Source organism: Diplocloster agilis (assembly GCF_019042275.1).
Lineage (GTDB): Bacteria > Bacillota > Clostridia > Lachnospirales > Lachnospiraceae > Diplocloster > Diplocloster agilis.
Genome location: NZ_JAHQCW010000014.1, coordinates 31380 through 53671, shown reverse-complemented (window position 1 = coordinate 53671; position 22292 = coordinate 31380). Strand labels below are relative to the sequence as shown.

Sequence of the window (22292 nt, the reverse complement as noted above, 5' to 3'; positions counted from 1 at the left end):
AAATGAGTCGTGGAGCGAATATAAAGGCGGTAAATTTAACGAAGAAATTCGGTGATCTCCTTGTATTGGATAATATGAATTTTGAGGTGGAGGCAGGCGAGCTGTTGTGCGTGGTAGGCCCCACCGGATGCGGGAAGACCACCTTCCTGAACAGCCTGACGAACCTGTATCAGATCACCTCCGGCCAGATTCTGATCGATGACGAACCGGTAGATCTTAAAAAACATAACGTATCCTATATTTTTCAGGAAAACTCCACTATGCCGTGGCTGACGGTGGAAGAAAACATCCGGTTCGGCCTGGACATCAAAAAGGTCGCGGAGAAGGAAAAAAAGGAGCGGGTCGAGGAATTTATGGAGATCGTAGGCCTGACCCCGTATCGGAAATTTTTCCCCAGACAGCTGTCGGCCAGTATGCTGCAGAGGGTATCCATCGCCAGGGCGTTTGCCACGAAGCCGAATCTTCTGCTGATGGATGAACCTTATGCCCAGCTGGACATCGAATTGAGATACAAGCTGGAAGATGAGCTGATCAAGCTCTGGGAAGCAACCGGAACTACCGTAATGTTTATCACCCATAATATCGAGGAGGCCGTCTACCTGGGCCGTAAGATTCTGATTCTGACCAATAAGCCGACGACGGTTAAAACCTTCCTGGATAACCCGCTGCCCAGGCCCCGGGATATTGCCAGCGAAGAATTTGTAAAATTGAGAAATCAGGTAACCGATCTGATCAAATGGTGGTAGGGAAGTCTATAGAATCTGTATTCGGGAGAATACAGTAGGAGGTAAATGTGAAGAACGAAAAACAACGTATGCCAAATGTCCTGATACTGCACAGCGACCAGCACAGCGCCAGGGCCTTGGGTTGTTACGGCAATAAACAGGTAATCACGCCGAATCTGGACCGTTTGGCCAGAGACGGAATCAAAATAGATCATGCATTTACGCAGAATCCCATCTGTACCCCGTCCAGGATGTGTATGCTCAGCGGACAGTACGCCCATAACATCGGTTACTATGGCCTGATGGGAGAAAAACCGGAGCGCCTGCCGAATATCTTTGAATATTTCAAAGAGCAGGGCTACCAGACGGGAGCGGCGGGAAAATTACATACGCCGGCCGGATGGGTATCGGATCACTGTGACTATGTGGGAGACGGATACGGCTTTGAGCATCCGGTCAGGCCCTGGAACCGCCGGATGGAAGAGGGCTGCCAGGGATTAAAGGGGGATGACTATTCGGTCTATTTAGCCGAGCATGGGCTGTATGAGGATCGGGATGACAAGATCCTGCAGGAATGGTTCGAGCAAAACGAACACAGGAAAGGCCAGTGTGTGGATTCCCGGTTTTCCAGAATTCCCAAGGAGCATTCCATGGAGGCATGGACGGCCAAATGCACCAACCGCTTTATCGAGCAGTGCGTAAAGGAGGAAAAACCCTTCTGTTACTGGATGACCGTTCCCAGGCCCCATCAGACCTATGCGCCGTGCAAAGAATTTTGGGATCTGTATGAGGGCGTGGATCTGGAATTGCCGCCAAACGCGGAAAATGACATGCACGACCGGTCGGCAGCGGCGAAGGCCACCCAAGAGAATTTCCAGAAGAACGGAGACTGGATGCTGTTCGAACCCCGGAATTTCGAGGAGGCCAGAAAACGTGTGCTGCGTGGATACTATGCCTGCGTGTCCCAGATGGATGACGCTATGGGGCGGGTGTTAGATAAACTGGATGAGCTGGGCATCAGGGAAAATACGATCATAGTCTATACGACGGATCACGGGGAGTTCGCAGGAGAACACGGGATGATCGAGAAAGCGCCCGGGATCGGTTTTGGCTGTGTCACCAGGATACCCATGATCTTTTCCTGGAAAGGAAAATTAAAGGCGGGCGAGGCGCGGGATTCTCTGGTGGAATCCATCGATATTCTGCCCACAGTGTGCGAGCTGGCAGGGCTTGCCCGCCCGGACTGGGCCGACGGCAGAAGCGCGGTGCCGGTATTGCGGGATGACACCGGTATCCGGGATATAGCGGTAACGGAGAATCCGAATACAAAAACGATCCATACAAAACGCTATAAACTGACCCAGTATCTTCCGGAATTCCAGGGGGAAGATTTTGGGGAACTCTTCGATATGGAGCAAGATCCATATGAACTGAAAAATCTGTATTTTGATCCTGCATACCAGGATGTGGTGCAGGAGCTTAGATATAAACTTTACTGCTGGCTGGTTCGGACGACCAGGATCAAGACGGCCAACCCGACGATCCCCTGTACCGGTCTGGAAAAGGATGTATCCGGCGGGATGTCCTGGGATCTGGCGCCCTATTACGGGGTCTATGACAGGGATGGCAGGATCGGGGAAAGATTCTATCGGGATCTGATACAAAAAGGTATGAGAAATTATCTGTAGCGGCCTGTATGGACCGCACTTGCGCTGCCGGGACGGATGGAAATCGCATCACACATAACGGCCGGATAAAAGAAGGAAGATTCTATGGAAGTACTTATATTTTTCATCAGTTTTCTGTCGTCGGTTGTTGGAGCAGTCTGTGGGATCGGCGGCGGAGTAATCATAAAGCCGGTGCTGGACGCGGCAAACATTATGGGAGTCGCCGGCATCAGTTTCCTGTCAGGCTGCACCGTCCTGTCCATGAGCGTAGTATCCGTGTTCCGGCAGATGCGGCAGGGAAGCGGGAAGATCGACTGGAAAACCTCCACGCCGCTGGCAGTTGGGGCGGCGGTCGGAGGAGTCGTCGGGAAAAGCGGGTTTCAATATGTAATGGGCTTTTTCGGGGATCAGAACCGGGTCGGGGCGATTCAAGCGCTGGTGCTGATCGTTCTGACGGTGGGTACGTTGGTCTATACATTGTGCAGTGACCGGATCCATACCTTGCAGGTCAGGAATGCGGCTGCCTGCCTGGGAATCGGGCTGGTATTGGGGGTACTGTCCTCATTCCTGGGGATCGGCGGCGGACCGATTAATCTGGTCGTGCTCTACTATTTCTTTTCCATGTCCGTGAAGACGGCAGCGGTGAATTCCCTGTATATGATTATGTTTTCGCAGGCCGCAAGCCTTCTGCACACACTGGCCGGGAGAAATATCCCGGAAGTGTCAGGCGTATACCTGGGCGTGATGGTGATTGGCGGAGTGCTGGGGGGCCTGCTGGGAAGCAAGGCACACCGGATCGTGTCGGAACGGGCGGAGAAGATCCTGTTTGTGATGTTGATGATTGTGATTGTTGGGATTAATGTTTACAACTTTGTCAAGTTTAGCTGATGAGGTGATTGGGGACATGTCCATTTCGATGAAAATGCTTTTTTATAACTACTGGGCAATGAAGACAAGAAAATTAGATTTGAAATGGACAAAATGGACAGGACGAAATGGACATGTCCCAAACTGATTTGGACATGTCCCCCTTTGCTGATTTACTATATGAAAGTAGCAAACGCGGCTCGCTTGGCTGCAATCAACGGAATCGGCCGTAATTAGCCTCGGATTCAGCTAGAATTTAGGGCTAGAATTTAGCTGGGAATCAGCTGTAATTTTATCTTGCGGATATGCGAAAGATATGATATACTATCCAAGTATGAGAAATCAGCCGGTATTCGGAAATTGGACACTCCGACCTTTTTCTTAGTACCAGGCGGTTAAAAAAACAGGAGGAAGAACAACAATGATTTCGAAAGAAAAGAAACAGGCAATTATTGCCGACTATGCAAGAACACCAGGCGACACCGGTTCACCGGAAGTACAGGTAGCCATCCTGACCGCAAGGATTCAGGAATTAACCGAGCATTTACAGGAGCATCCGAAGGATCATCATTCCAGAAGAGGTCTTCTCAAAATGGTTGGTCAGAGAAGAGGCTTGCTTTCTTATCTGAAAGACATGGATATTGAGAGATACCGTACTCTGATTGAGCGTTTAGGACTTAGAAAGTAAGAAACTTTGAGGGCGGTTCTCGTAACCGCCCCATTTTATCGTACAGAATTATACGGCAGACAGATTAGACCTAAAATATCCGGATGCGAATGCGGCCGGCTGTGAAAACAGCCTGAGATCTATGTTGTTTGGCTTTGACCTGTACGAAGCAGCAGTTAACCAGTGAAAGTTAGCGGGCAGAAAGAGCCGAGACCACTGAAAAGGGTATCCGTGCTATGGCGGATGGGTTTTTCAGTAGTTTCGGAATCTCCCGCTTTCTGAATAGATCAAGTTTAAAGGAGATAAAGAAATATGTACAAGACTTTTACAATGGAACTGGCCGGCAGACCTCTGTCCGTGGATATCGGAAGAGTAGCGGCTCAGGCAAATGGTGCGGCTTTCATGCACTATGGAGATACGACCGTGCTGTGTACGGCCACCGCTTCCGACAAGCCCAGAGAGGGTATTGATTTCTTCCCGCTGAGCGTAGAGTATGAGGAGAAATTATACGCGGTAGGAAAAATCCCGGGAGGTTTCAACAAAAGAGAGGGTAAGGCCAGCGAGCATGCGATTCTGACGTCCCGTGTCATTGACCGTCCCATGCGCCCGCTGTTCCCGAAAGATTACCGAAATGATGTGACCTTGAACAATCTGGTTATGTCCGTCGATCAGGATTGCAGCCCTGAAATCATCGCAATGATCGGAGCTTCTATAGCGACCTCGATTTCCGATATTCCCTTCGACGGTCCGATCTCCGGTACGCAGATCGGCCTTGTAAATGGAGAACTGGTTGTGAATCCCACCGCGGAGCAAAAGGCCGCTTCTGACATGGCCCTGACTGTGGCGTCCACAAAGGAAAAAGTGATTATGATCGAAGCCGGCGCCAATGAAGTGTCGGAAGATATCATGATCAAAGCAATCTACAAAGCCCATGAAGTAAACGTTCAGGTAATTACGTTTATTGAGAAAATAGTAGAAGAGTTCGGTAAGGAAAAACACAGCTATGAGAGCTGCGCAATACCTGAAGAACTGAATGAGGCGATCAGAGCGATCGTGACTCCGGAACAGATGGAAGTAGCTGTCTTCAGCGATGAAAAACAGGTCAGAGAAGGCAATATCAGAGAGATCGAAAATAAGCTGGCGGAAGCCTTCGAAGAGGAACATCCGGACTGGCTGCCTCTGATCGGTGAAGCAATATACCAGTATCAGAAAAAGACCGTCAGAAAGATGATCTTAAAAGACCACAAGCGTCCTGACGGCCGTGCGATCACCCAGATTCGTCCGCTGGCCGCAGAAATCGATCTTCTGCCCAGAGTGCATGGCTCCGGTATGTTCACCCGTGGCCAGACCCAGATCTTGAATGTAACTACTTTAGCTCCCTTATCCGAAGCCCAGAGATTAGACGGACTGGATGAGGCGGAGACTGGTAAGAGATATATGCACCACTACAACTTCCCGTCCTACTCGGTAGGGGAGACAAAGCCTTCCAGAGGCCCCGGCAGACGTGAGATCGGACACGGCGCTCTGGCGGAACGTGCTTTGGTTCCGGTACTTCCCAGCGAAGAAGAGTTCCCTTATGCCATCCGTACGGTATCTGAGACTATGGAATCCAACGGTTCCACCTCACAGGCCAGCGTGTGCGCTTCCTCCCTGTCCCTGATGGCAGCCGGAGTGCCCATCAAGAGAGCCGTCGCCGGTATTTCCGTAGGTCTGGTGACAGGTGACACCGATGACGATTATCTGGTGCTGACAGATATTCAGGGACTGGAAGATTTCTTCGGTGATATGGACTTCAAAGTGGCCGGCACCCACAAAGGAATTACAGCTATCCAGATGGATATTAAGATCCATGGCTTGACTCGTTCCATTATCGAAGAAGCATTTGTGAAGACGAAAGAAGCGAGAACCTATATCCTGGATGAGGTAATGACACCTGTTATTGCAGAGCCCAGAAAAGAAGTTGGAAAATATGCACCGAAGATTATCACCGTACAGATCGATCCTTCCCAGATCGGCGATGTGGTAGGACAGCGCGGTAAGACGATCAATGCGATCATCGACCAGTGTGGCGTCTCCATCGACATCAACGACGATGGCCTGGTATCCATCTGCGGTGTTGAAAAAGAAGGCATGGACAAAGCTTCGGCTCTGATCCATACTATTGTTACCGACTTTGAGGAAGGCAAGATCTACACCGGTAAAGTGGTCAGCATCAAAGATTTCGGCGCGTTCCTTGAGTTTGCGCCCGGAAAAGAAGGCATGGTCCACATCTCCAAGCTTGCAAAAGAAAGAGTAAAGACGGTAGAAGATGTTCTGACCTTAGGCGATGTAATCGAAGTGGCATGCCTTGGAAAAGATAAAATGGGCAGAATCAGCTTCAGCCTGAAAGATGTAGAGAGATATAAAAATAAAGCAGCTGAATAATGATCGGTGTAACGGCGGCAGATCAGTTGAATAGTTGTGGCAAAATAGTTTGATCGAAGAATACGGTAGATGATAATGAATCATCTACCGTATTTTCAAAATATCTTTAATGAGGTATACTAGTTTATAGAAGATGGTTTGGTGCGAGCCATAAGTACACATAAAATGCCTGGGGGATTCGCACCAGAATAAGATGTGTTGTATTAGAAATAAAATGGATAATTAGTATGGTATAGGAAGAAAATTGTGCATTTGATATGAAATGCGGTTAAGAAATGGCGATGAATTTGTGTGTATTTGCTGTCACAGCCTACGTTGGCTGTGTGGATAGAAATCTTGCGGTCCTTCCATATCCTCAATATCTGCCAGTCACAGCCTACGTTGGCTGTGTGGATAGAAATACTGAATTAGGTTTTAATCGTGAAGGGATGACGGTCACAGCCTACGTTGGCTGTGTGGATAGAAATTGCGCCTGTGATGTCAAAAATCTGTCCGTTATCCGTCACAGCCTACGTTGGCTGTGTGGATAGAAATCAACTGATTCGGCCAACCTGCCATTTGTTATTGCGTCACAGCCTACGTTGGCTGTGTGGATAGAAATTTTCTACTGTATTGATCCTCTATGATAAGGCTGAGTCACAGCCTGCGTTGGCTGTGTGGATAGAAATACCTGGTCGGCCGCTGGCAGACCCCCGGGTGGTTAGTCACAGCCTGCGTTGGCTGTGTGGATAGAAATGATGGAAAGTCCTCCCAATACTGCCTCGTATTTTGTCACAGCCTGCGTTGGCTGTGTGGATAGAAATGTCATATACACTTTTGCAAGAGCCAGAACATCGTGTCACAGCCTGCGGTGTCTGTGTGGATAGAAATCTGATCTCTCATTAATAAAGTCATATACTCATGCGTCACAGCCTGCGTTGGCTAAGTAGATGATTTGCCATTAAGAACCGGGAGTACTTGTCACAGCCAACGATCGCATCTGCATAATATCGCTCGAGCTTCACATAACTCAATTATTATAAATACCATGCTAAGAACCCAAAGCCCCAGATTACAAAAGCAATAAGAGAAATACCAATCAAACCAACCAAACCAGCCCCGGGTAACTATAAAACCCCCGGGGCTTCATATTATAAAAAACACAATAACCAACCAATCCCCATCCCACACAACAATACCAGTCCCCCCAAGAAACAACAGAAGCGTTCATCAAACAAAACTACCGATACTTAGAAGGCGCCACCCCAAACTGTTTCTTAAAACACTTACTGAAATACAGAGGATCCGTAAATCCGACCATCTGGGCCACCTGCTGCAGATTCGTATATCCCTTGTCCAGATAATTCTTTGCGGTCTCCAGCCTTTGCTGACCCATGTACTTAATCAGAGGGACCGAGAACTCCTTGTGGAACTGACGGCTCAGGTAGTTTTCATTGACGTACAGCTGCGAAGCCAGCCATTTGACATTCAGATCCGGGTTGGAAATATTCTGCCCGATCAATTCCACGCACTTCTCAGCCAGCCTTCTGCCGGAAGATACCTTGCCCGAGCGGACGAATACAAGGATCTGGCGATAGAAACCGCAGATAAATTCGATACAATCCGCCGGCTGGTCCCGGTCCATGACCTCGGTCAGGGGATCATAGTATTTGTCAAAGACATCCGCCAGCGCAGTTTTATTTTCCTGTAAAAACATCATGCCGGTCATAATAAGATCGATCCGCAGCATGTTAAAACTTTCAAAATCCATGGCAATAGCCTGGAGCGGACCGGAAGACGGGGATTTCCCATGAACCGCCTGTCCCATAAACGTCTGTTCCACGTAAACGGCCAGATCCCCGGCATTGCCGGTGCGCAGCTGTTTGAGCACACAGGAGCGGATGCTGTCAAAATCAATGGGATTCCTCATAGACGCACGCATATAATCATCAAAGGAAATGATCCCCATATCCATGACCGCCTGGGTATATTTGGATAAAAATTTGGTGTCATAGTAACAACGGTAGATATTCTGATAGCCCTGATAGCGCCTGCTGTAGAATATCGTAACCGGCAGGTTCAGATTAAACAGCAGTCCTTCCCGGAGACTCTGGCAGATCAGGCGTACATTTTGAGAAAAGCTTAAGTCCCGGGGATTGGAACCCAGGAGGATGTTCAGGTGATAGAAGGAGTCGCTGAACACCACGCAGTTCTGGTAATCGCAGAGAGTGTCCTCCACACATTTGGTAACCGTACCCAGCAGATCGTCGATATCCGTCTCATCCAGCAGGTGCTTTTCAAACGCGTTGATGTGGAGCGAGATAATTTCGAATTCCCTGGCGTCGATGGGAAGCCGGTAAAAGCGGAATTTATCGATCAATTGCTGCTCGCTTAAGGGCTGCCGGCCGGATACGACCCAGTTCAGGAATTTATCCCGGATCATTTTTTCACTGACCATGGCCTTGTTGTACAGATGAGAGACATACTGGTCCTGCTGTCTGGAGGAATTGAGCTGTTCCAGCACCTTCTGCATCAGACTTTCCAGCTTTTTTGGTTCTATGGGTTTCAATAAATAATGGTACACGCCGATATTCAAAGCCTGCTGGGCGCAGCCGAAGCTGTCATTTACGGTCAGCATCACACACTGGACGTTCGGATGTGTGTCCCGTACCTGTTCCGCCAGCTGCAGGCCGTCCATGTTGGGCATGTTAATATCACAGATCATCACATCCGGAACTTCATTTTTCATAATTTCAAGAGCGGCCAGGCCGTCGGCGGCATCCGGCAGGATCTGAAAGCCCATGGAGGACCAGTCCAGAATCTGATGGAGTCTTCGCAGGATCAGCGGGTCATCATCTACAAATAATATTTTATACATGACATCTCCTCCAGGCAGTTAATAGGTTTTAGGAAAACGCATGGTGATGTTCGTTTCAACTCCGGGAACGGAATGGATCGTGAGTCCGTAAGAATTGCCATATTTCAACCGGATCCGTTCCTGGACATTCTGAATCCCGAAATGCTTCGGCATGGAGATGGCCGTGGGGACGAACAGGGAGTTCAGTGTTTCTTCGGAAATGCCGCGGCCGTCATCTGAGACTGTGATACAGATGATCTGTTCGCTGTCGGAGGTTACCCGGATGCGGATGTGGCCATCTTCCCGATATCCCGCGAAACCGTGGAGAACCGTATTTTCCACCAGAGGCTGCAGCAGCATCTTCAGAATTTTCAGTTCTTTCAGATCCTCGTCCGCTTCGATCTCATAGGTAAATAGACCGGGTGTCCGTATTAACTGGATTTCCAGATAATCCCGGATCATATGAAGTTCCTCCCGAATGGTGATCAGGTTGCGGCCCTTGCTTAGAATTCCCCGGTAATAACGCCCCAGATGAAAGATCATGGATGTGGCGGTTTCCTTTTTATCATCGGTAACCAGACTGCTGATATTATCCAGGCAGTTATAGAGAAAATGGGGATTGATCTGCGCCTGCATCAGCTTCAACTCATACTCCCGCCGCTGATTCTGCTCATTATAAATACGGGTGGTCAATTCCCGGATATTATTGCTCATGTGCTGGAATCGGTCGGCCAGAAATCCGATCTCATCGCTTGATTTGACCGGCACCGGCGCGCCGAAGTTACCTTTGCCGGCTTCGTCGGCGTAATCCGCTAGCTGGCGGATGGGCCGTACCAGGCTTTTGGCCAATATCTGGGAAAGCAGGATCGTTATGGCCAGCACCAGTAAACCAATCACAGACAACAGTAACGTCAGGCTCAGAGCTTCCCGGTACACCCGGTAATAACTCATTGTATAAAAGACATGAAAATTCCCGGACTGGGTCGGTGAGGTCAGCATCAGGCTGCGGCGCTGATCCCAGGAAAGAACCTTGGAATTCTTCGTCTGATCCACGGTCAGACTGTACGCCTCATCCGGCACGGGAGTCTGCAGGAGCGCCCGGTTCTGGGAAGACACGATCGTCCCGTCCGCATCTGTGATAAAAAACATCTCATCATTTTCATCAGAAATATTCCGGTAAGACTCATAAAACAAATCCTCTTTCACGTCAAACGACAGAATCCCCAGACAAACACCGGTATCAATATCGATCAGGGATTTGGAAATATTAAAAGCGCTCTGCCCGCTTTTTTCCCTGGGAGGCCCAAAAATCATCTGTCCGCCTTTCGCGGTAATCTCCTCATAAAGCTTCTGCATTTCCGGCGTAGGCTCGCTGATCTCATCGGTTTTAATATCAAACACCCTGCCGTCAAAAGTCTGCACATAGCCGTCGTACACCAGGCTGCCGATATCCATAATATTATAGACAGAAGAATGCATGGCAGTAGAAAACATATAGCTTCCGTATGTATTATCCGGATAAGAGGTACAGATAGCCGTCTGAAGGGCGGAACTGGTGGAAAACGCCTTAATATTATATTTCACATTAGAGACAATCCGGTCCGCCTGATCACAGACAAGAATCAGTTTGTCCATGGAATTCTGCATCATTTCCTTCTTGCCATTGTGGACCATCAGGGAAATGGAGAGAACCAGAATCATCAGGATCGATATCACATTGAGCGGCAAAAAGAGCAGCAGCACCTTTTTCTTTAAATTTAACTGTTTCCAGATGGTTGAAATTTTCATCCCATATCTCCTTACCTCGCAGGATAGTGGCAATACTAATTGAATGCAGCCGTCAGCTATACTGAACAGTAACCCATTCATACATGCCCTTCGGGCGGATCCATAGTATTCCCGGTCCAATGCCCAATCATGTATAGTGAGTATTCAATAGAACGTTCTTATTATATAATAGAGACATGAAAATGGACAGCGGTTTCCGCGAAGCGATTCGTTTTTTCCATGTGAGGTCGTAAAATTCCATTCTCTCAGAAAAGAAAATGATTTAGGATAAAGACATCAAAGGCGCCTGATAAGCCCGCATAAAGAACCTGGAAACGGAATTGAAAACAAGCCGGGAAATGCGAGGAGTATCAAAGGCAGTGAAAAAAGGGAGGAAATAAAATGTGTAAATGGAAGAAATGGATGTCCCTGGTACTGGCAACAGCCATGATCGGCACGCTGACCGCCTGTGGCAGCTCCGGTGGGGATAAGGAAACAGCGGCTCAGGAGCCGGCTCAGACCCAGACGGAAAAGCCTGCGGATACAGATGCGGGGGAAGCGCCCAAGGATACGGCGGCTTCCGGAGAAAAAGTAAAACTCAATATGTTATTTAACGATACCGATGAAAATGTTCAGGAAGAAATGAAATATGTGATGGAACATCTGCCGGAAGTTCTGCCCAATGTGGAAGTAGAGCTGGAAATGAGCCCTGGGGATGCCCAGACCTATGAGACCAAAGTCAGAACCATGATCGCGGCAGGCGGAGAAGGCCTGGACGTATGGTGGGAGAGAGGCGGAAGCTGGGCGACTCCGATCCTGGAATCCAAGAGCGCGCTGCCCCTGGATGAGTATCTGGAAGCCAGCGGTTACTGGGACAAAGTAATCCCTTCCGCCAAACTGCCGGCAGCCGACGGACATACATACGGAATCCCCTTTGAGGATATTTCCTACGAAATCATGCTGTACAACAAGAAAATCTTCGCAGACAATAATCTGGAAGTACCCAAGACAGTAACCGAGTTAAAGAAAGTTGTCGAGACTCTGGCAAAAACTGAAATCGTTCCGATCTCTGTAGGAGCCAAAGATGGCTGGTGCGCAGCCATGATGGTAGAAGGATTCGCATACTCGATCGATCCGGAAATTACCAAAAAGATCGTGGACGGACAGGCAAAATTCTCCGATGAACCCTACACCAAGGGTGCGGAAGTCATGAAAGAGCTGATGGACATGGGCGCGTTCTCCAAGAACGTGGCGCTGACCGGTATCGACGAAGCTCTGCCGTTATTCGAGACCGGCAAAGCGGCTATGATGGCCAACGGTTCCTGGGCAGTGGCTTCCTGTGCCGATAAAATGGGCGAAGATTTCGGATATTTCTACTATCCGGTAGTCAACGATGCAGATGCAGACAAATACGGCAAAAACTGCGCAGGCGGTGTAAAACAGAATTCCGGTATGATGGTATACGCAGGAACCGAACACCCTGAAGAAGCAGTAGCGCTTTGCCAGGCAGTTGCCGAGCTCCGCTGCAAATATGTATACGAAGAGAAAGGAAATCCCTTCACCGTATACAAAGCGGACGTAATGGGCTGGAAATACGACAAAGAATTTGCTGAGCCGGTAGCACAGCTGGCAGCCGACATGCAGAACTTTGGTTTTGTATATGGTCTGGTACAGGACGTGATGCCGACGGCGGCCGCATCCTCAGGAGTAATGCAGTCAACCAGTAAGTTTATGACCAATACTGCGGATTACGGAGTGGCGGATTATCTGGCTGACATGGATAAGGCGGCTTTGGAAGAATAGAGATGGTTTTTTGAGGGCCGGGATGAGTGAGAAGCGGCGGGGCCTTGCGGGGTGGGATGACAAATCCCGCGGGGCCAAATCGCTTCGGCCGGCCTAAGAACGGGTAACTCCGATGATGGGAGAACCTCTTATTGGCAGGGCCTGGAACAAACTCGCCAAAATGCGGCTCGGACAGTGTTCCAGGCCCTGCGAGGTTCTCCCATCATCTGCGTAACCCGTTCTAAGACCAGCCTCAAGCGATTTGGTCCCGCGGGATTTGTCATCCCACCCCGCAAGGCCCCGCCGCTTCCCGCTCATCCCTACACTATAACAGGCCAAGTTCTATGTTCAATTCTTCTGGATATGGGATAGTTCAGATGAGCGGCGGGTTCTGCGGTGCTGAGATCTGGTTAGTTAAAGGGATTGGTGTTAAGGTTTGTTTGACTTTGTATCAGAGATAATACGGAATAGAAATAGAAGAGTATGAAATGGAAATTTTCTTTTTGAGGTATAAAGGTTAGAGGATAGCTTTTATTTGGGAGCTTTTGTACTGAAAAGTGAATTCCGTTTTGATAAGTAATATTGTAAAGTTTTCTTCAATATTCAACTAAAGTTTAAAAAGTACAACCCCCAAATATTAGATATAACGTAACTAAAGGAAAATATAACTATAGAAAAAGTATACATTATTGAGCAGCGGATGCTGCGAATCCGCCCGAAGGGTATGTATTAATGGGATGCTGTTAAGTATGATAATAGGAAATATAGTTATGGATAATAAATTTAAATAAATTCAGTTATTAAAAATGTAGTCCTTAGTTGTAAATCGCAATGCAACCGTTCTAATTCCAGATTAAGTGAGTAGATTAAGTGAAAATATGTAAATCGCAAATGTAATTATAGAAAACGTTATTATAGCTAATTTAACTATGCAAGATGTTTTTATAGTAAACATAAACATGATGAATGTTACTATAGAAAACATAAGTGTGCAAAATATTATTCTTGTGAACGTAAAATGTTTCTATAATGAACACAACTAAACACAACTATAAGATAAACAGAACTGTAACAAACATATAACAAACATATAAGAGCAACATAGTAAAAGAGCGACATAGTAAAAGCGTAACATAGTAAAAGAGCAACATAGTAAAAGCGTATCATAGTAAAAACATATGAAGTAAAAACACATTATTTGAGCTTACATAATGTTCATACGGTAACACTTCACAAATAGTGTAGTCAGAATATGAATCTAAGGTATCACCAAAGTAGGGGCGGGATGGCGCAAGGGCAGCCTGGGGGCGGAGGAGCATACGGAACGGGCGCCAAATCGCTTGAGGCCGCGCCTTAGAACGGGTTACGCAGAAGAGGACGAAACCTCGCAGGGCCCGGGGCACTGTCTGAGCGTTCTTTGGCGAGTTTGCCCCGGGCCCTGCTAATCGGAGGTTTCGTCCTCTTCGGAGTTACCCGTTCTTAGGCACGGCCGAAGCGATTTGGCGCCCGTTCCGTATGCTCCTCCGCCCCCAGGCTGCCCTTGCGCCATCCCGCCCCGGCCCCATCCCGCCCCGGCCCTTTAAAAACTAAAATTAATAAAGGAAAGGAACGAAGAAAATATGAAGAAAGTGTTAGGGAACAAATGGTATATCTTTTTGCTGTGTGCTCCGGCCATGCTGCTGCTGATTGCCTTTGTGTTGTATCCCATCTTGAATATAGTGGTCATGTCCCTCCAGAAGACGGACGGCCTGACACCGGCTAAGTTTATCGGATTTAAGAATTTTGTACAGCTGTTTACGGATGATGGATTCATGAGAGCTAATCTGGCGTCTCTGGGCCTGTGCCTGCTGGCGGTGATTTGTAACGCGATCCTGGCGATCGCGGTGTCGATTCTTCTGTGTACGCTGGGACCTAAGACTCAGAAAATATTGCGTACGGCATTTATTATCCCGCTGGTGCTGTCGATATCGGTTATCTCCCAGTTGTGGCTGACCATTTACCATGCGGACTGGGGACTTTTGAATACAATGCTGGATAAGATCGGATTGGGATTTTTGCAGAATGAATGGCTCATTAATCCGAAGACGGCTATGGTCTGTATCGCGATTGTAGGTATGTGGTGGATGTTCGGTATGGATCTTTTGATGTCGTACTCGGGGATCAAGGCGATCCCGGAGAGTTACTTTGAAGCGGCGCAGCTGGATGGGGCGGGCTTTTGGCAGACAGTAAGGCATATCACGCTGCCGCTGCTTAAGGATGTGGCGAAGATGTGTGTGACCATATCGGCCATCGGCGGTCTGTTTACGTTTCCGCAGGTTTATATTATGACAGGCGGAGGGCCGGGAGATCTGACCACTACGGTGATGATGTATATGTATAAGCAGGCCTTTTCGAATCAGCGGTATGGTCTGGCCGCTGCGGTGGGCCTGGTGGTGATCCTGGAAACCTGTGTGGTGCTGGCTGTGATTAACTGGCTGTTTAAAAAAGGCAGAAGTGCGGAGTAGGAGGGAAAGAAATGAGAATACAACATAAATGGATCCGGGTGGTACTGACGGTAATCTTCGGTATCTGTGCGTTTTGTTCCGTATATCCTCTGTTCTGGATGCTGCTGAACTCTTTTAAGGATACTTCGGAGATTATGACGGGGAGCTCTTTTGGACTGCCCTCGTTCTGGAAATTTGAGAATTATACGGATGCGCTGTTTAACCGGGATATCTTGAAATTCTTTTTGAACAGTGTGATTGTGACCGGGGCTACCCTGGTGCTGACGGTGGTCTCCGCCACCATGCTGGCTTACGCGCTGACCAGAATGAGATGGAAAGGGGCGGGGAAATTAAATAAAGTGGTAACCCTTGGCATCCTGCTTCCGTCCCAGATCGTTATCGTGCCGATCTTCGTCATGCTGCGGGAAATGCATCTGGTCAATAATCCCATGTCTTTGATCCTGACGATATCCGCTTTTAATATTGCCATGGCGACCCTTATGGCCTGCAGTTTTATGAAGGGGATTCCCATGGAGATGGAAGAGGCGGCGGTAATGGACGGAGCCGGTATCTTTACGATTCTGTTTAAGATTATCACGCCCATCATCAAACCGGCGGTGGCCACTATGTGTATCAATACATTTATTAACAGCTGGAATGAATTCATCTATGCTCTGGTGCTGATTAACGGGGAAAAATACCGGACGCTGCCGATCGCGCTGATGAACTATTCTTCCGGAAAATACGGGACGGATTACGGCGGCATGTTCGCGGCTATGGTAATCACCAGTATTCTGCCGGTGCTGCTGTTTGTATTTTTCAGCAATCAGGTGGAGAAAACCTTCTCTGCCGGCGCGATATTAAAATAGCGAAAAAGGAGAACTGCCATGCAGATAACATATCAGGAATATCTCGACAAAGTTCACGGCGGCTGGATCGGCAAATGCCTGGGCGGCGCCGCAGGCGCCCCGGTGGAGGGGATTAAGAAAGTGATCCCCTACGAACACTACCGGGAAGTGATACGGCCGGATCTGCCCAACGATGATCTGGATCTTCAGCTCTTATGGCTGGAGGTGCTGCAAAAGAAAGGGCCGGCCATCACATCCAGGGATCTGGCGGATGCCTGGAATGAGCAGTGTTGGTACCCATTCAGTGAGTATGGTATTTTCCTGAAGAACTATGAGAGGGGAATCATGCCGCCGTATAGCGGGTCTTTCAATAATCCCGTATTCAAAGAAGGAGAAGGCTGTCCGATCCGCTCGGAGATCTGGGGCATGATTTTCCCGGGGAATCCGAAGAAAGCGGCGGAATACGCCCGGATGGACGCCTGTCTGGATCACGCGGAAGCCTCCGTATGGATCGAAGAGTACTATGCAGCTATGGAGGCCGCGGCATTTGAGGAGACGGATATCAGTCGATTGATAACCGGCAGTCTGTGCTATCTGCCGGAGGGCTCACGGCCCAGAAATTGTGTGCAGGACGTCTGTAAGGACTACGAGTCGGGCTGCAGAGACTGGGAAACCGCCCGGACCCGTATGATGCGCAAATACGCCCACTTTGATTTTACCAATGCGGTGACCAACCTGGGCATCGTGATCATCGCGCTGCTGTATGGAGAAGGGGATATGGACCGGACCGTAAACATCGCGTTTCGCTGCGGCTACGATACCGACTGTACCTGCGCCACCGCGGCCGCCTTACTGGGCATCACCATAGGCGCTTCCGGCATCGATCCATCCCTGAAGGCTCTGGTGGACGACAGCTTCGTGATCGGTATTGACGTAGAGCGGCAAAACAATTCCATAGCCGAGCTATCCAAAGAAACCTGCGCCATCGGCATACTGGCCGGCGCAGCCGCCATAACGGATATTCCAAGTGGGATCGACATTCCCCATCCCGCGCCGAGAAAAGAGGATATAGAATTTGATATCAAATACAAAGCTTTCCCGGCTATCGGACGAATGGATCAATGTCCCTGCGAGATCACCGTACATAACCGGACGGAGAGTAAAACGGAGGATCTGGTAACCATCAGCGGCCTGCCCGAAGGCTGGGATGTCTTTGGCAGCGGGCAGCTGGTTACCTTAAACCCTGGTGAAAGCAAGTCCATGCCGATCGTCATCACAACCACAGAGCAGGTCCAAAACCTCAATAACAAAAACCTGCTGCACGTGAACTATGCCCATGCCGGCGCGGATTTCGGAATCGCGGGCGCATTTGTATGGCAGGCGGCGGGTCCATATTTCGAGGCGCTGGAAAAACAGGACCGTCCCGGCCTTCCCTCTCCCCATGGAGAAGGATGCAACCTTCCGACCCTGGAATGTATGGTAAATAATGCGGCCTATCTGGATAAGGCGTACCTGGATGAGCAGAATTTCCGGGAAGCCTTCACGCAGGAGGACACCATATGGATCAACGCTTATGAAGATCTGCTCCCCTTAGACGAAGTATTTACGTTTCGGGGGCAGGGGGCAATTTATCTACAACAGACCCTGATATCCCCCGAAGACCGGGACATCTGGGTAGTAATCGGAAATAACGATGGTTACCGCCTGTGGATCAACGGTGAAATCGTCATGGAGCGGGATGAAATCCGCCTTTGGACCCCATACAATAATTACGAAATCATACATCTGAACAAAGGGACAAACGAAATTGTGTTAAAACTTCTTCGAAGGACCGAAAGCCTGAAATTCAGTTTCGGACTGCGCAGATACGAAGGCGAACATTTTCACCGCAAACGCTGGTATGTTGATTTTGCCTCGGAAATATAGTAGGAATAATAGATAGCAGGCGGCTATTTTAAAGATTGCTTAAGAACCATTCTGTTAGACGGGCAATAAACGCTGTAATTAGGAAGGGACTTGTCCCGGCACTGACTCTGTACGAGTTGGCTGCCGGGAATAAGCCCCTTCCTTTTTTATCCGTCTGCAGCCGGGGGATCAGCAATTTTCAGACAAGCCCCGGAACAAAAAAGTAAAATACCGTGCATTTTTTTGGACATCCCACATATATTGTTCTAAGAGGTGAAGAGATGGACAAGAAAAGCGAACTGATGAAAGTATTGGCAAAGAGAATACGGATTCTTCTGGAACAGCTCCCTCTGGATTTCGAGGATCTGCAGGAGATCAGGCTGCGCGTCAACGGTCCCCTCTTGATCATCTACAGGGGCTGCGAATATTTCGTGAGCGAGGCCCCCTCGCTTGACGGTGACAAGGCCCGGGCCGTAATCGTGGACAAACAGGATGTGCAGGAGACCCTGGAATATGTGGGAAATTATTCCCTGTATGCCTTCGAGGATGAGGTAAAGCAGGGGTTTATCACGATCCAGGGCGGCCACCGGGTGGGAATCGCAGGAAAGACCATTGTGGAGGGGGACAGGGTGAAAAGCCTGAAATACATATCATTTCTCAATATCCGGGTCTCCCATCAGATAAAAGGATGCGCCGATCCGGTTCTTCCTTATATAAGGAACGGCGATCAGATCTGCCACACCCTGATTATCTCACCGCCCAGGTGCGGCAAGACTACCCTGCTGCGGGATATGATCCGGCAGATTTCCGACGGACAAGGCTCCTTTGCAGGACAAACCGTCGGTGTGGTGGACGAGCGGTCGGAGATCGGGGGTTCCTATCTGGGCGTTCCCGGCAATGATCTGGGGATTCGCACCGATGTAATGGACTGCTGCCCGAAAGCGGAGGGCATGATGATGCTGATCCGTTCCATGGCGCCCCAGGTGATCGCGGTGGACGAGATCGGGGATTATCAGGACGCCCACGCCATCGAGTCCGTGATCCACTGCGGATGCAAGCTGATCGCCACGGTCCACGGCAGTTCCCTTCAGGATATCCTGCAGAAGCCGCTGTTAGAAAAACTGGTGGCGGAACACACCTTTGACCGCTATATCATACTGTGCAATGGGAAAAAGGTGGGGACGGTACAGGACATCTTCGACGCAAAGGGCGAGAGCCTTCTAAGAAGGAGGTGTGAGGGATGTTAAAGATGATCGGTGTTCTGCTGGTGGTGACAGCTTCCACAGGCCTGGGATTTTCCGTGAGCCGGGATTTGAAGCTTCGGATCGACCAGCTGCATTATTTGAGAAAGCTGATGCTGATGCTGCAGGGGGAGATCAAATATGTAAAGGCACCGCTGCCGGAGGCATTTGCCAGCATCGGCAGGCGGATCCGGGAACCCTTTCAGGCTTTTTTTGCCGGAGTGGCGCAGGATATGGATCACTGCGAGGGAGAGACATTTCAGGAAATATGGGACAGACGCATCCGGGAAGACTTACGGGAGACCCGCCTGACCAAGACGGATCTGGAGAGCCTGCGGCATATGGGGGAAAATATCGGGTATCTGGACCATGAGATGCAGCTGGGCACGCTGGGCTTGTATACCGAACAGCTGGAAAATGAAATCCATGCGGCGGAGAAAGTCTTCGGATCAAAATCCAGAATATATCATTGCCTGGGTGTGATGGGCGGCATTTTTATTGCGATCCTGATCCTGTAAAAGCGTGAGAAGGTAAGCGAGTTCGAAAAGATAGTATCGCTATCCCTGAATAAAAGGCGCACGAACATGCGCCACAGGAGGTAAACATGAGCGTTAATCTCATATTTAAAATAGCAGCGGTGGGAATCCTGGTTTCCGTATTAAGCCAGGTGTTAAAACACAGCGGGCGGGAGGAGCATGCGTTCCTGACCAGCCTGGCGGGGCTGATCCTGGTATTATTCTGGATTCTGCCGTACATTTTTGATTTGTTTCAGACCATTAAGGACTTATTCATGTTGTAAAGGCGGTGAGAGCGGATGGATATGCTGAGAATCGGCATTCTGGGAATCGTGGGGATTTTATTGGCGGTTCAGTTAAAGGGGACAAAGCCGGAGTATTCCGTTTACATAAGTATAGCTACCAGCCTGGTCATTTTTTTCTACGCGGCCAGACGCCTGGAAATCATCATCCAGGCAATCCAGACCATACAGAGTTTTATTTCCGTTCACAGCGCTTATATCGGAACGTTGGTGAAAATTATCGGAATTACCTATATCTCCGAATTTTCTTCCGCCATCTGCAAAGATGCCGGTCATGCGACCATAGCCAGCCAGATCGAGGTGTTCAGCAAGCTGGCGATCCTGGCAGTCAGCATGCCGATCCTTCTGGCGCTTCTGGAAACCATCAACGGCTTCCTGGCGGCCTGAAAGGATGGGAAGAGTGAAAAAAAGAAGAGTTATTTTTTGGACAGCCTTTATTGTGGCCTTTTTCTTTGGAGGAATCTGCGCCTGTGCCTCCCAGACGATTTCTGCGCGGGCGGATACCTTTCAGACGGCTTCTGCGCAGTCGGTTACGTCTCAGATGGTTTCTGCCCAGACGAATACCTCCCAGACGAGTACCTCCCAGACGAGTACCGCCCAGATGGATACCTCCCTGTTGGACGAGGTGGAGTTTGGGGATATCCAGCAGACGCTGGATGAGGTGCTGGGGAACTCCGATGTGGATTTTGAGGGAACCGTCCGGAAGGTATTGGACGGAGACGCAAAATTCAGTCTGGATCTGGTAAAGGATCTGGTCTTTGGCAGAATCGAGCAGGAATTTGGCAATAACCGCAGGATGCTGGTTCAGATCCTGATCCTGGTGACCGCGTCCGCCATATTCATGAATTTTGCCAATGTATTTGAAAACCAACAGATCGCAGAGGTCAGTTTCTACATTATCTATCTGCTGCTCCTGGCGATTCTGATCACATCCTTTGAGACCATAACCAAGCTGACTACAGGCGCGATCGGAGGAATTCTGGATTTTATGAGGGCGCTGATCCCCGCGTATTTTCTGACCGTGGCTGTTGCCAGCGGGGGAACCACGGCTGCCGCCTTCTATGGCTTCACTCTGGGTCTGGTGTATCTGGTGAACTGGATCCTGTTAAATATCATCCTTCCCATGATCCACATCTATGTCATCCTGGTACTGGTCAATAACCTTTCAAAAGAAGATTTTCTCTCCAGACTGGCTTCCTTGATCCGCAGCGCCGTGGAATGGGTCTTAAAATCGCTGTTGGCGCTGGTGATCGGGTTTTCCGTCATTCAAAGCCTTATTGCCCCCGCCGTGGATGCTTTCCGGGTGTCGGTGCTGAACAAAACGGCCGGTATTATCCCGGGGGTGGGCGGGACGATCAACGCGGTAACCGAAGTGATCATCGGGTCCTCCGTACTGATCAAGAACAGCATAGGAGTGGCGGCCATGATTATTCTCCTGCTGATCTGCCTGATTCCGGTGTTAAAGCTGGCGATTTACACATTTCTCTATAAAATGGTGGCGGCGGTAGTCCAGCCGGTATCCGACAAACGGATGCTGGGCTGCATCAGCTGTGTGGGAGAGGGGGCCAAACTGTCCATGAAGGCAATCTTTACCGCGGCGGTTCTGTTCATGGTTACGATCGCTGTGGTGAGTGCCTCCAGCCTGACCGGTTGAGAAAGGAGAATATTTTGATCGAACAGATTTATCAGTGGGTAAAAAATATCGCGTTCTATCTGATCCTGATCACAGCGGTAATGAATGTACTTCCAAACAATAATTATAAAAAATATGTAAAGCTATTTACCGGTATGGTACTGGTGCTGCTGGTTCTCTCTCCAATCACCAGCCTGCTGAAATTAAACCGCACCATGGATTTTACCTTTATGACCAGCAGCTTTGAGCAGGAACTAAATGAGCTGGACGATCAGGCGGAATCTTTTGAAAATGCGCAGAAAAGCAGGCTGTTTACCGGATATGAGGAGGAGGTGGCAAAAGAAATCGGGGAAGTGGTGGAGCAGGACGGTTTGTATCCGGTAGACATTCAGGTCGTGATGGAGGAGGATGAGAGCAGTGAGGATTACGGCAGTATCCGTCAGATCCATATTACGGCTGCGTATTCCCAAAAACAGGCGGAGGGGATCTATATCGAACCTGTCCGCATCGGAACAGAAGAAAAGGAAGAGTATCAGCCTGAAAGTATGGAAGAAATTAACATAAAAAATGATTTGGAACGATTCTATAATATTTCCGCTAGTAATATAAATATTAGTATACAGAGGTAGC

17 protein-coding genes, 1 pseudogene and 1 CRISPR repeat array are annotated in these 22292 nt (G+C 49.1%); of the genes and pseudogenes, 15 read left to right on the top strand and 3 right to left on the bottom strand.

The genetic code is table 11. The features are described 5' to 3' along the window. The first annotated feature begins 2 nt into the window (after positions 1-2). The 5 genes from KTH89_RS10090 (at position 3) to KTH89_RS10070 (ending at position 6350) form a co-directional block, all read left to right on the top strand. Positions 3-746 (top strand): ABC transporter ATP-binding protein, encoded by a 744-nt coding sequence (locus KTH89_RS10090; RefSeq protein ID WP_158344107.1) that lies wholly within the window; start codon positions 3-5, stop codon positions 744-746. 47 nt (positions 747-793) lie between these two features. Then, on the top strand, positions 794-2413 hold the full coding sequence (locus KTH89_RS10085) for a sulfatase family protein (protein ID WP_158344108.1): 1620 nt from the start codon (positions 794-796) through the stop codon (positions 2411-2413). A gap of 84 nt (positions 2414-2497) precedes the next feature. Next, on the top strand, positions 2498-3280 hold the full coding sequence (locus KTH89_RS10080; protein ID WP_238721499.1) for a sulfite exporter TauE/SafE family protein: 783 nt from the start codon (positions 2498-2500) through the stop codon (positions 3278-3280). A gap of 400 nt (positions 3281-3680) precedes the next feature. After that, the gene (rpsO, locus tag KTH89_RS10075) at positions 3681-3947 is read left to right on the top strand and encodes a 30S ribosomal protein S15 (RefSeq protein ID WP_158344110.1); all 267 of its coding nucleotides are present in this window, start codon (positions 3681-3683) and stop codon (positions 3945-3947) included. Between the two features lie 291 nt (positions 3948-4238). Continuing rightward, positions 4239-6350, top strand: a complete 2112-nt coding sequence (locus KTH89_RS10070) for a polyribonucleotide nucleotidyltransferase (RefSeq protein ID WP_158344111.1) — start codon at positions 4239-4241, stop codon at positions 6348-6350. 302 nt (positions 6351-6652) lie between these two features. After that, positions 6653-7220: a CRISPR direct-repeat array (repeat unit 33 nt; unit sequence GTCACAGCCTACGTTGGCTGTGTGGATAGAAAT). 349 nt (positions 7221-7569) lie between these two features. Here the strand turns inward: KTH89_RS10070 and KTH89_RS25215 are convergent. The 3 genes and pseudogenes from KTH89_RS25215 to KTH89_RS10060 all read right to left on the bottom strand — a co-directional run bounded on the left by KTH89_RS25215 (position 7570) and on the right by KTH89_RS10060 (position 10974). Next, the gene (locus tag KTH89_RS25215; protein ID WP_408639961.1) at positions 7570-7974 is read right to left on the bottom strand and encodes a helix-turn-helix transcriptional regulator; all 405 of its coding nucleotides are present in this window, start codon (positions 7972-7974) and stop codon (positions 7570-7572) included. 903 nt (positions 7975-8877) lie between these two features. Beyond that, positions 8878-9207, bottom strand: a pseudogene (locus KTH89_RS25210) (response regulator); the annotation flags it as partial. An 18-nt stretch (positions 9208-9225) separates the two neighbouring features. After that, complete coding sequence (locus tag KTH89_RS10060) at positions 9226-10974, bottom strand: cache domain-containing sensor histidine kinase (RefSeq protein ID WP_158344113.1); 1749 nt, start codon at positions 10972-10974, stop codon at positions 9226-9228. A gap of 381 nt (positions 10975-11355) precedes the next feature. On the opposite strand from KTH89_RS10060, the gene KTH89_RS10055 reads away from it, so the two are divergent. The 10 genes from KTH89_RS10055 (at position 11356) to spoIIIAF (ending at position 22291) form a co-directional block, all read left to right on the top strand. Beyond that, positions 11356-12756 carry an ABC transporter substrate-binding protein gene (locus tag KTH89_RS10055; RefSeq protein ID WP_158344114.1) on the top strand — a complete coding sequence of 467 codons (1401 nt, stop codon included), beginning with the start codon at positions 11356-11358 and terminating at the stop codon, positions 12754-12756. 1598 nt (positions 12757-14354) lie between these two features. Continuing rightward, entirely contained in the window at positions 14355-15239 is an 885-nt protein-coding gene (locus tag KTH89_RS10050; protein WP_158344115.1) for a carbohydrate ABC transporter permease, read from the top strand. Between the two features lie 11 nt (positions 15240-15250). After that, positions 15251-16087 carry a carbohydrate ABC transporter permease gene (locus KTH89_RS10045; protein ID WP_158344116.1) on the top strand — a complete coding sequence of 279 codons (837 nt, stop codon included), beginning with the start codon at positions 15251-15253 and terminating at the stop codon, positions 16085-16087. An 18-nt stretch (positions 16088-16105) separates the two neighbouring features. Then, positions 16106-17992, top strand: a complete 1887-nt coding sequence (locus KTH89_RS10040; RefSeq protein WP_158344117.1) for an ADP-ribosylglycohydrolase family protein — start codon at positions 16106-16108, stop codon at positions 17990-17992. A gap of 260 nt (positions 17993-18252) precedes the next feature. After that, positions 18253-19218, top strand: coding sequence for a stage III sporulation protein AA (spoIIIAA, locus tag KTH89_RS10035; RefSeq protein ID WP_158344118.1), 966 nt, complete (start codon positions 18253-18255; stop codon positions 19216-19218). Beyond that, positions 19212-19730: a stage III sporulation protein AB gene (locus KTH89_RS10030; protein ID WP_158344119.1), complete on the top strand. Its 519-nt coding sequence runs from the start codon at positions 19212-19214 to the stop codon at positions 19728-19730. Before spoIIIAA ends, KTH89_RS10030 begins: the two co-directional genes overlap by 7 nt. An 86-nt stretch (positions 19731-19816) precedes the next feature. Further along, positions 19817-20011, top strand: a complete 195-nt coding sequence (spoIIIAC, locus tag KTH89_RS10025; protein ID WP_158344120.1) for a stage III sporulation protein AC — start codon at positions 19817-19819, stop codon at positions 20009-20011. Between the two features lie 15 nt (positions 20012-20026). Continuing rightward, positions 20027-20416 (top strand): SpoIIIAC/SpoIIIAD family protein, encoded by a 390-nt coding sequence (locus KTH89_RS10020; RefSeq protein ID WP_158344121.1) that lies wholly within the window; start codon positions 20027-20029, stop codon positions 20414-20416. Positions 20417-20429: 13 nt separating this feature from the next. Then, the gene (locus KTH89_RS10015) at positions 20430-21683 is read left to right on the top strand and encodes a stage III sporulation protein AE (RefSeq protein WP_158344122.1); all 1254 of its coding nucleotides are present in this window, start codon (positions 20430-20432) and stop codon (positions 21681-21683) included. Between the two features lie 14 nt (positions 21684-21697). Continuing rightward, complete coding sequence (spoIIIAF, locus tag KTH89_RS10010; protein WP_238721497.1) at positions 21698-22291, top strand: stage III sporulation protein AF; 594 nt, start codon at positions 21698-21700, stop codon at positions 22289-22291. The last annotated feature ends 1 nt before the right edge of the window (position 22292 follow it).

What these genes read in the sequence shown, in the direction of transcription:
- KTH89_RS10040 (WP_158344117.1), top strand. Translation starts at nt 16,106, where the DNA reads ATGCAGATAACATATCAGGAATATCTCGACAAAGTTCACGGCGGCTGG.
- KTH89_RS10090 (WP_158344107.1), top strand. Translation starts at nt 3, where the DNA reads ATGAGTCGTGGAGCGAATATAAAGGCGGTAAATTTAACGAAGAAATTC.
- KTH89_RS10060 (WP_158344113.1), bottom strand. Translation starts at nt 10,974, where the DNA reads ATGAAAATTTCAACCATCTGGAAACAGTTAAATTTAAAGAAAAAGGTG.
- KTH89_RS10055 (WP_158344114.1), top strand. Translation starts at nt 11,356, where the DNA reads ATGTGTAAATGGAAGAAATGGATGTCCCTGGTACTGGCAACAGCCATG.
- KTH89_RS10045 (WP_158344116.1), top strand. Translation starts at nt 15,251, where the DNA reads ATGAGAATACAACATAAATGGATCCGGGTGGTACTGACGGTAATCTTC.
- KTH89_RS10080 (WP_238721499.1), top strand. Translation starts at nt 2,498, where the DNA reads ATGGAAGTACTTATATTTTTCATCAGTTTTCTGTCGTCGGTTGTTGGA.
- KTH89_RS10050 (WP_158344115.1), top strand. Translation starts at nt 14,355, where the DNA reads ATGAAGAAAGTGTTAGGGAACAAATGGTATATCTTTTTGCTGTGTGCT.
- KTH89_RS10070 (WP_158344111.1), top strand. Translation starts at nt 4,239, where the DNA reads ATGTACAAGACTTTTACAATGGAACTGGCCGGCAGACCTCTGTCCGTG.
- rpsO (WP_158344110.1), top strand. Translation starts at nt 3,681, where the DNA reads ATGATTTCGAAAGAAAAGAAACAGGCAATTATTGCCGACTATGCAAGA.
- spoIIIAA (WP_158344118.1), top strand. Translation starts at nt 18,253, where the DNA reads ATGGACAAGAAAAGCGAACTGATGAAAGTATTGGCAAAGAGAATACGG.
- spoIIIAC (WP_158344120.1), top strand. Translation starts at nt 19,817, where the DNA reads ATGAGCGTTAATCTCATATTTAAAATAGCAGCGGTGGGAATCCTGGTT.
- KTH89_RS25215 (WP_408639961.1), bottom strand. Translation starts at nt 7,974, where the DNA reads ATGGACCGGGACCAGCCGGCGGATTGTATCGAATTTATCTGCGGTTTC.
- KTH89_RS10030 (WP_158344119.1), top strand. Translation starts at nt 19,212, where the DNA reads ATGTTAAAGATGATCGGTGTTCTGCTGGTGGTGACAGCTTCCACAGGC.
- KTH89_RS10020 (WP_158344121.1), top strand. Translation starts at nt 20,027, where the DNA reads ATGGATATGCTGAGAATCGGCATTCTGGGAATCGTGGGGATTTTATTG.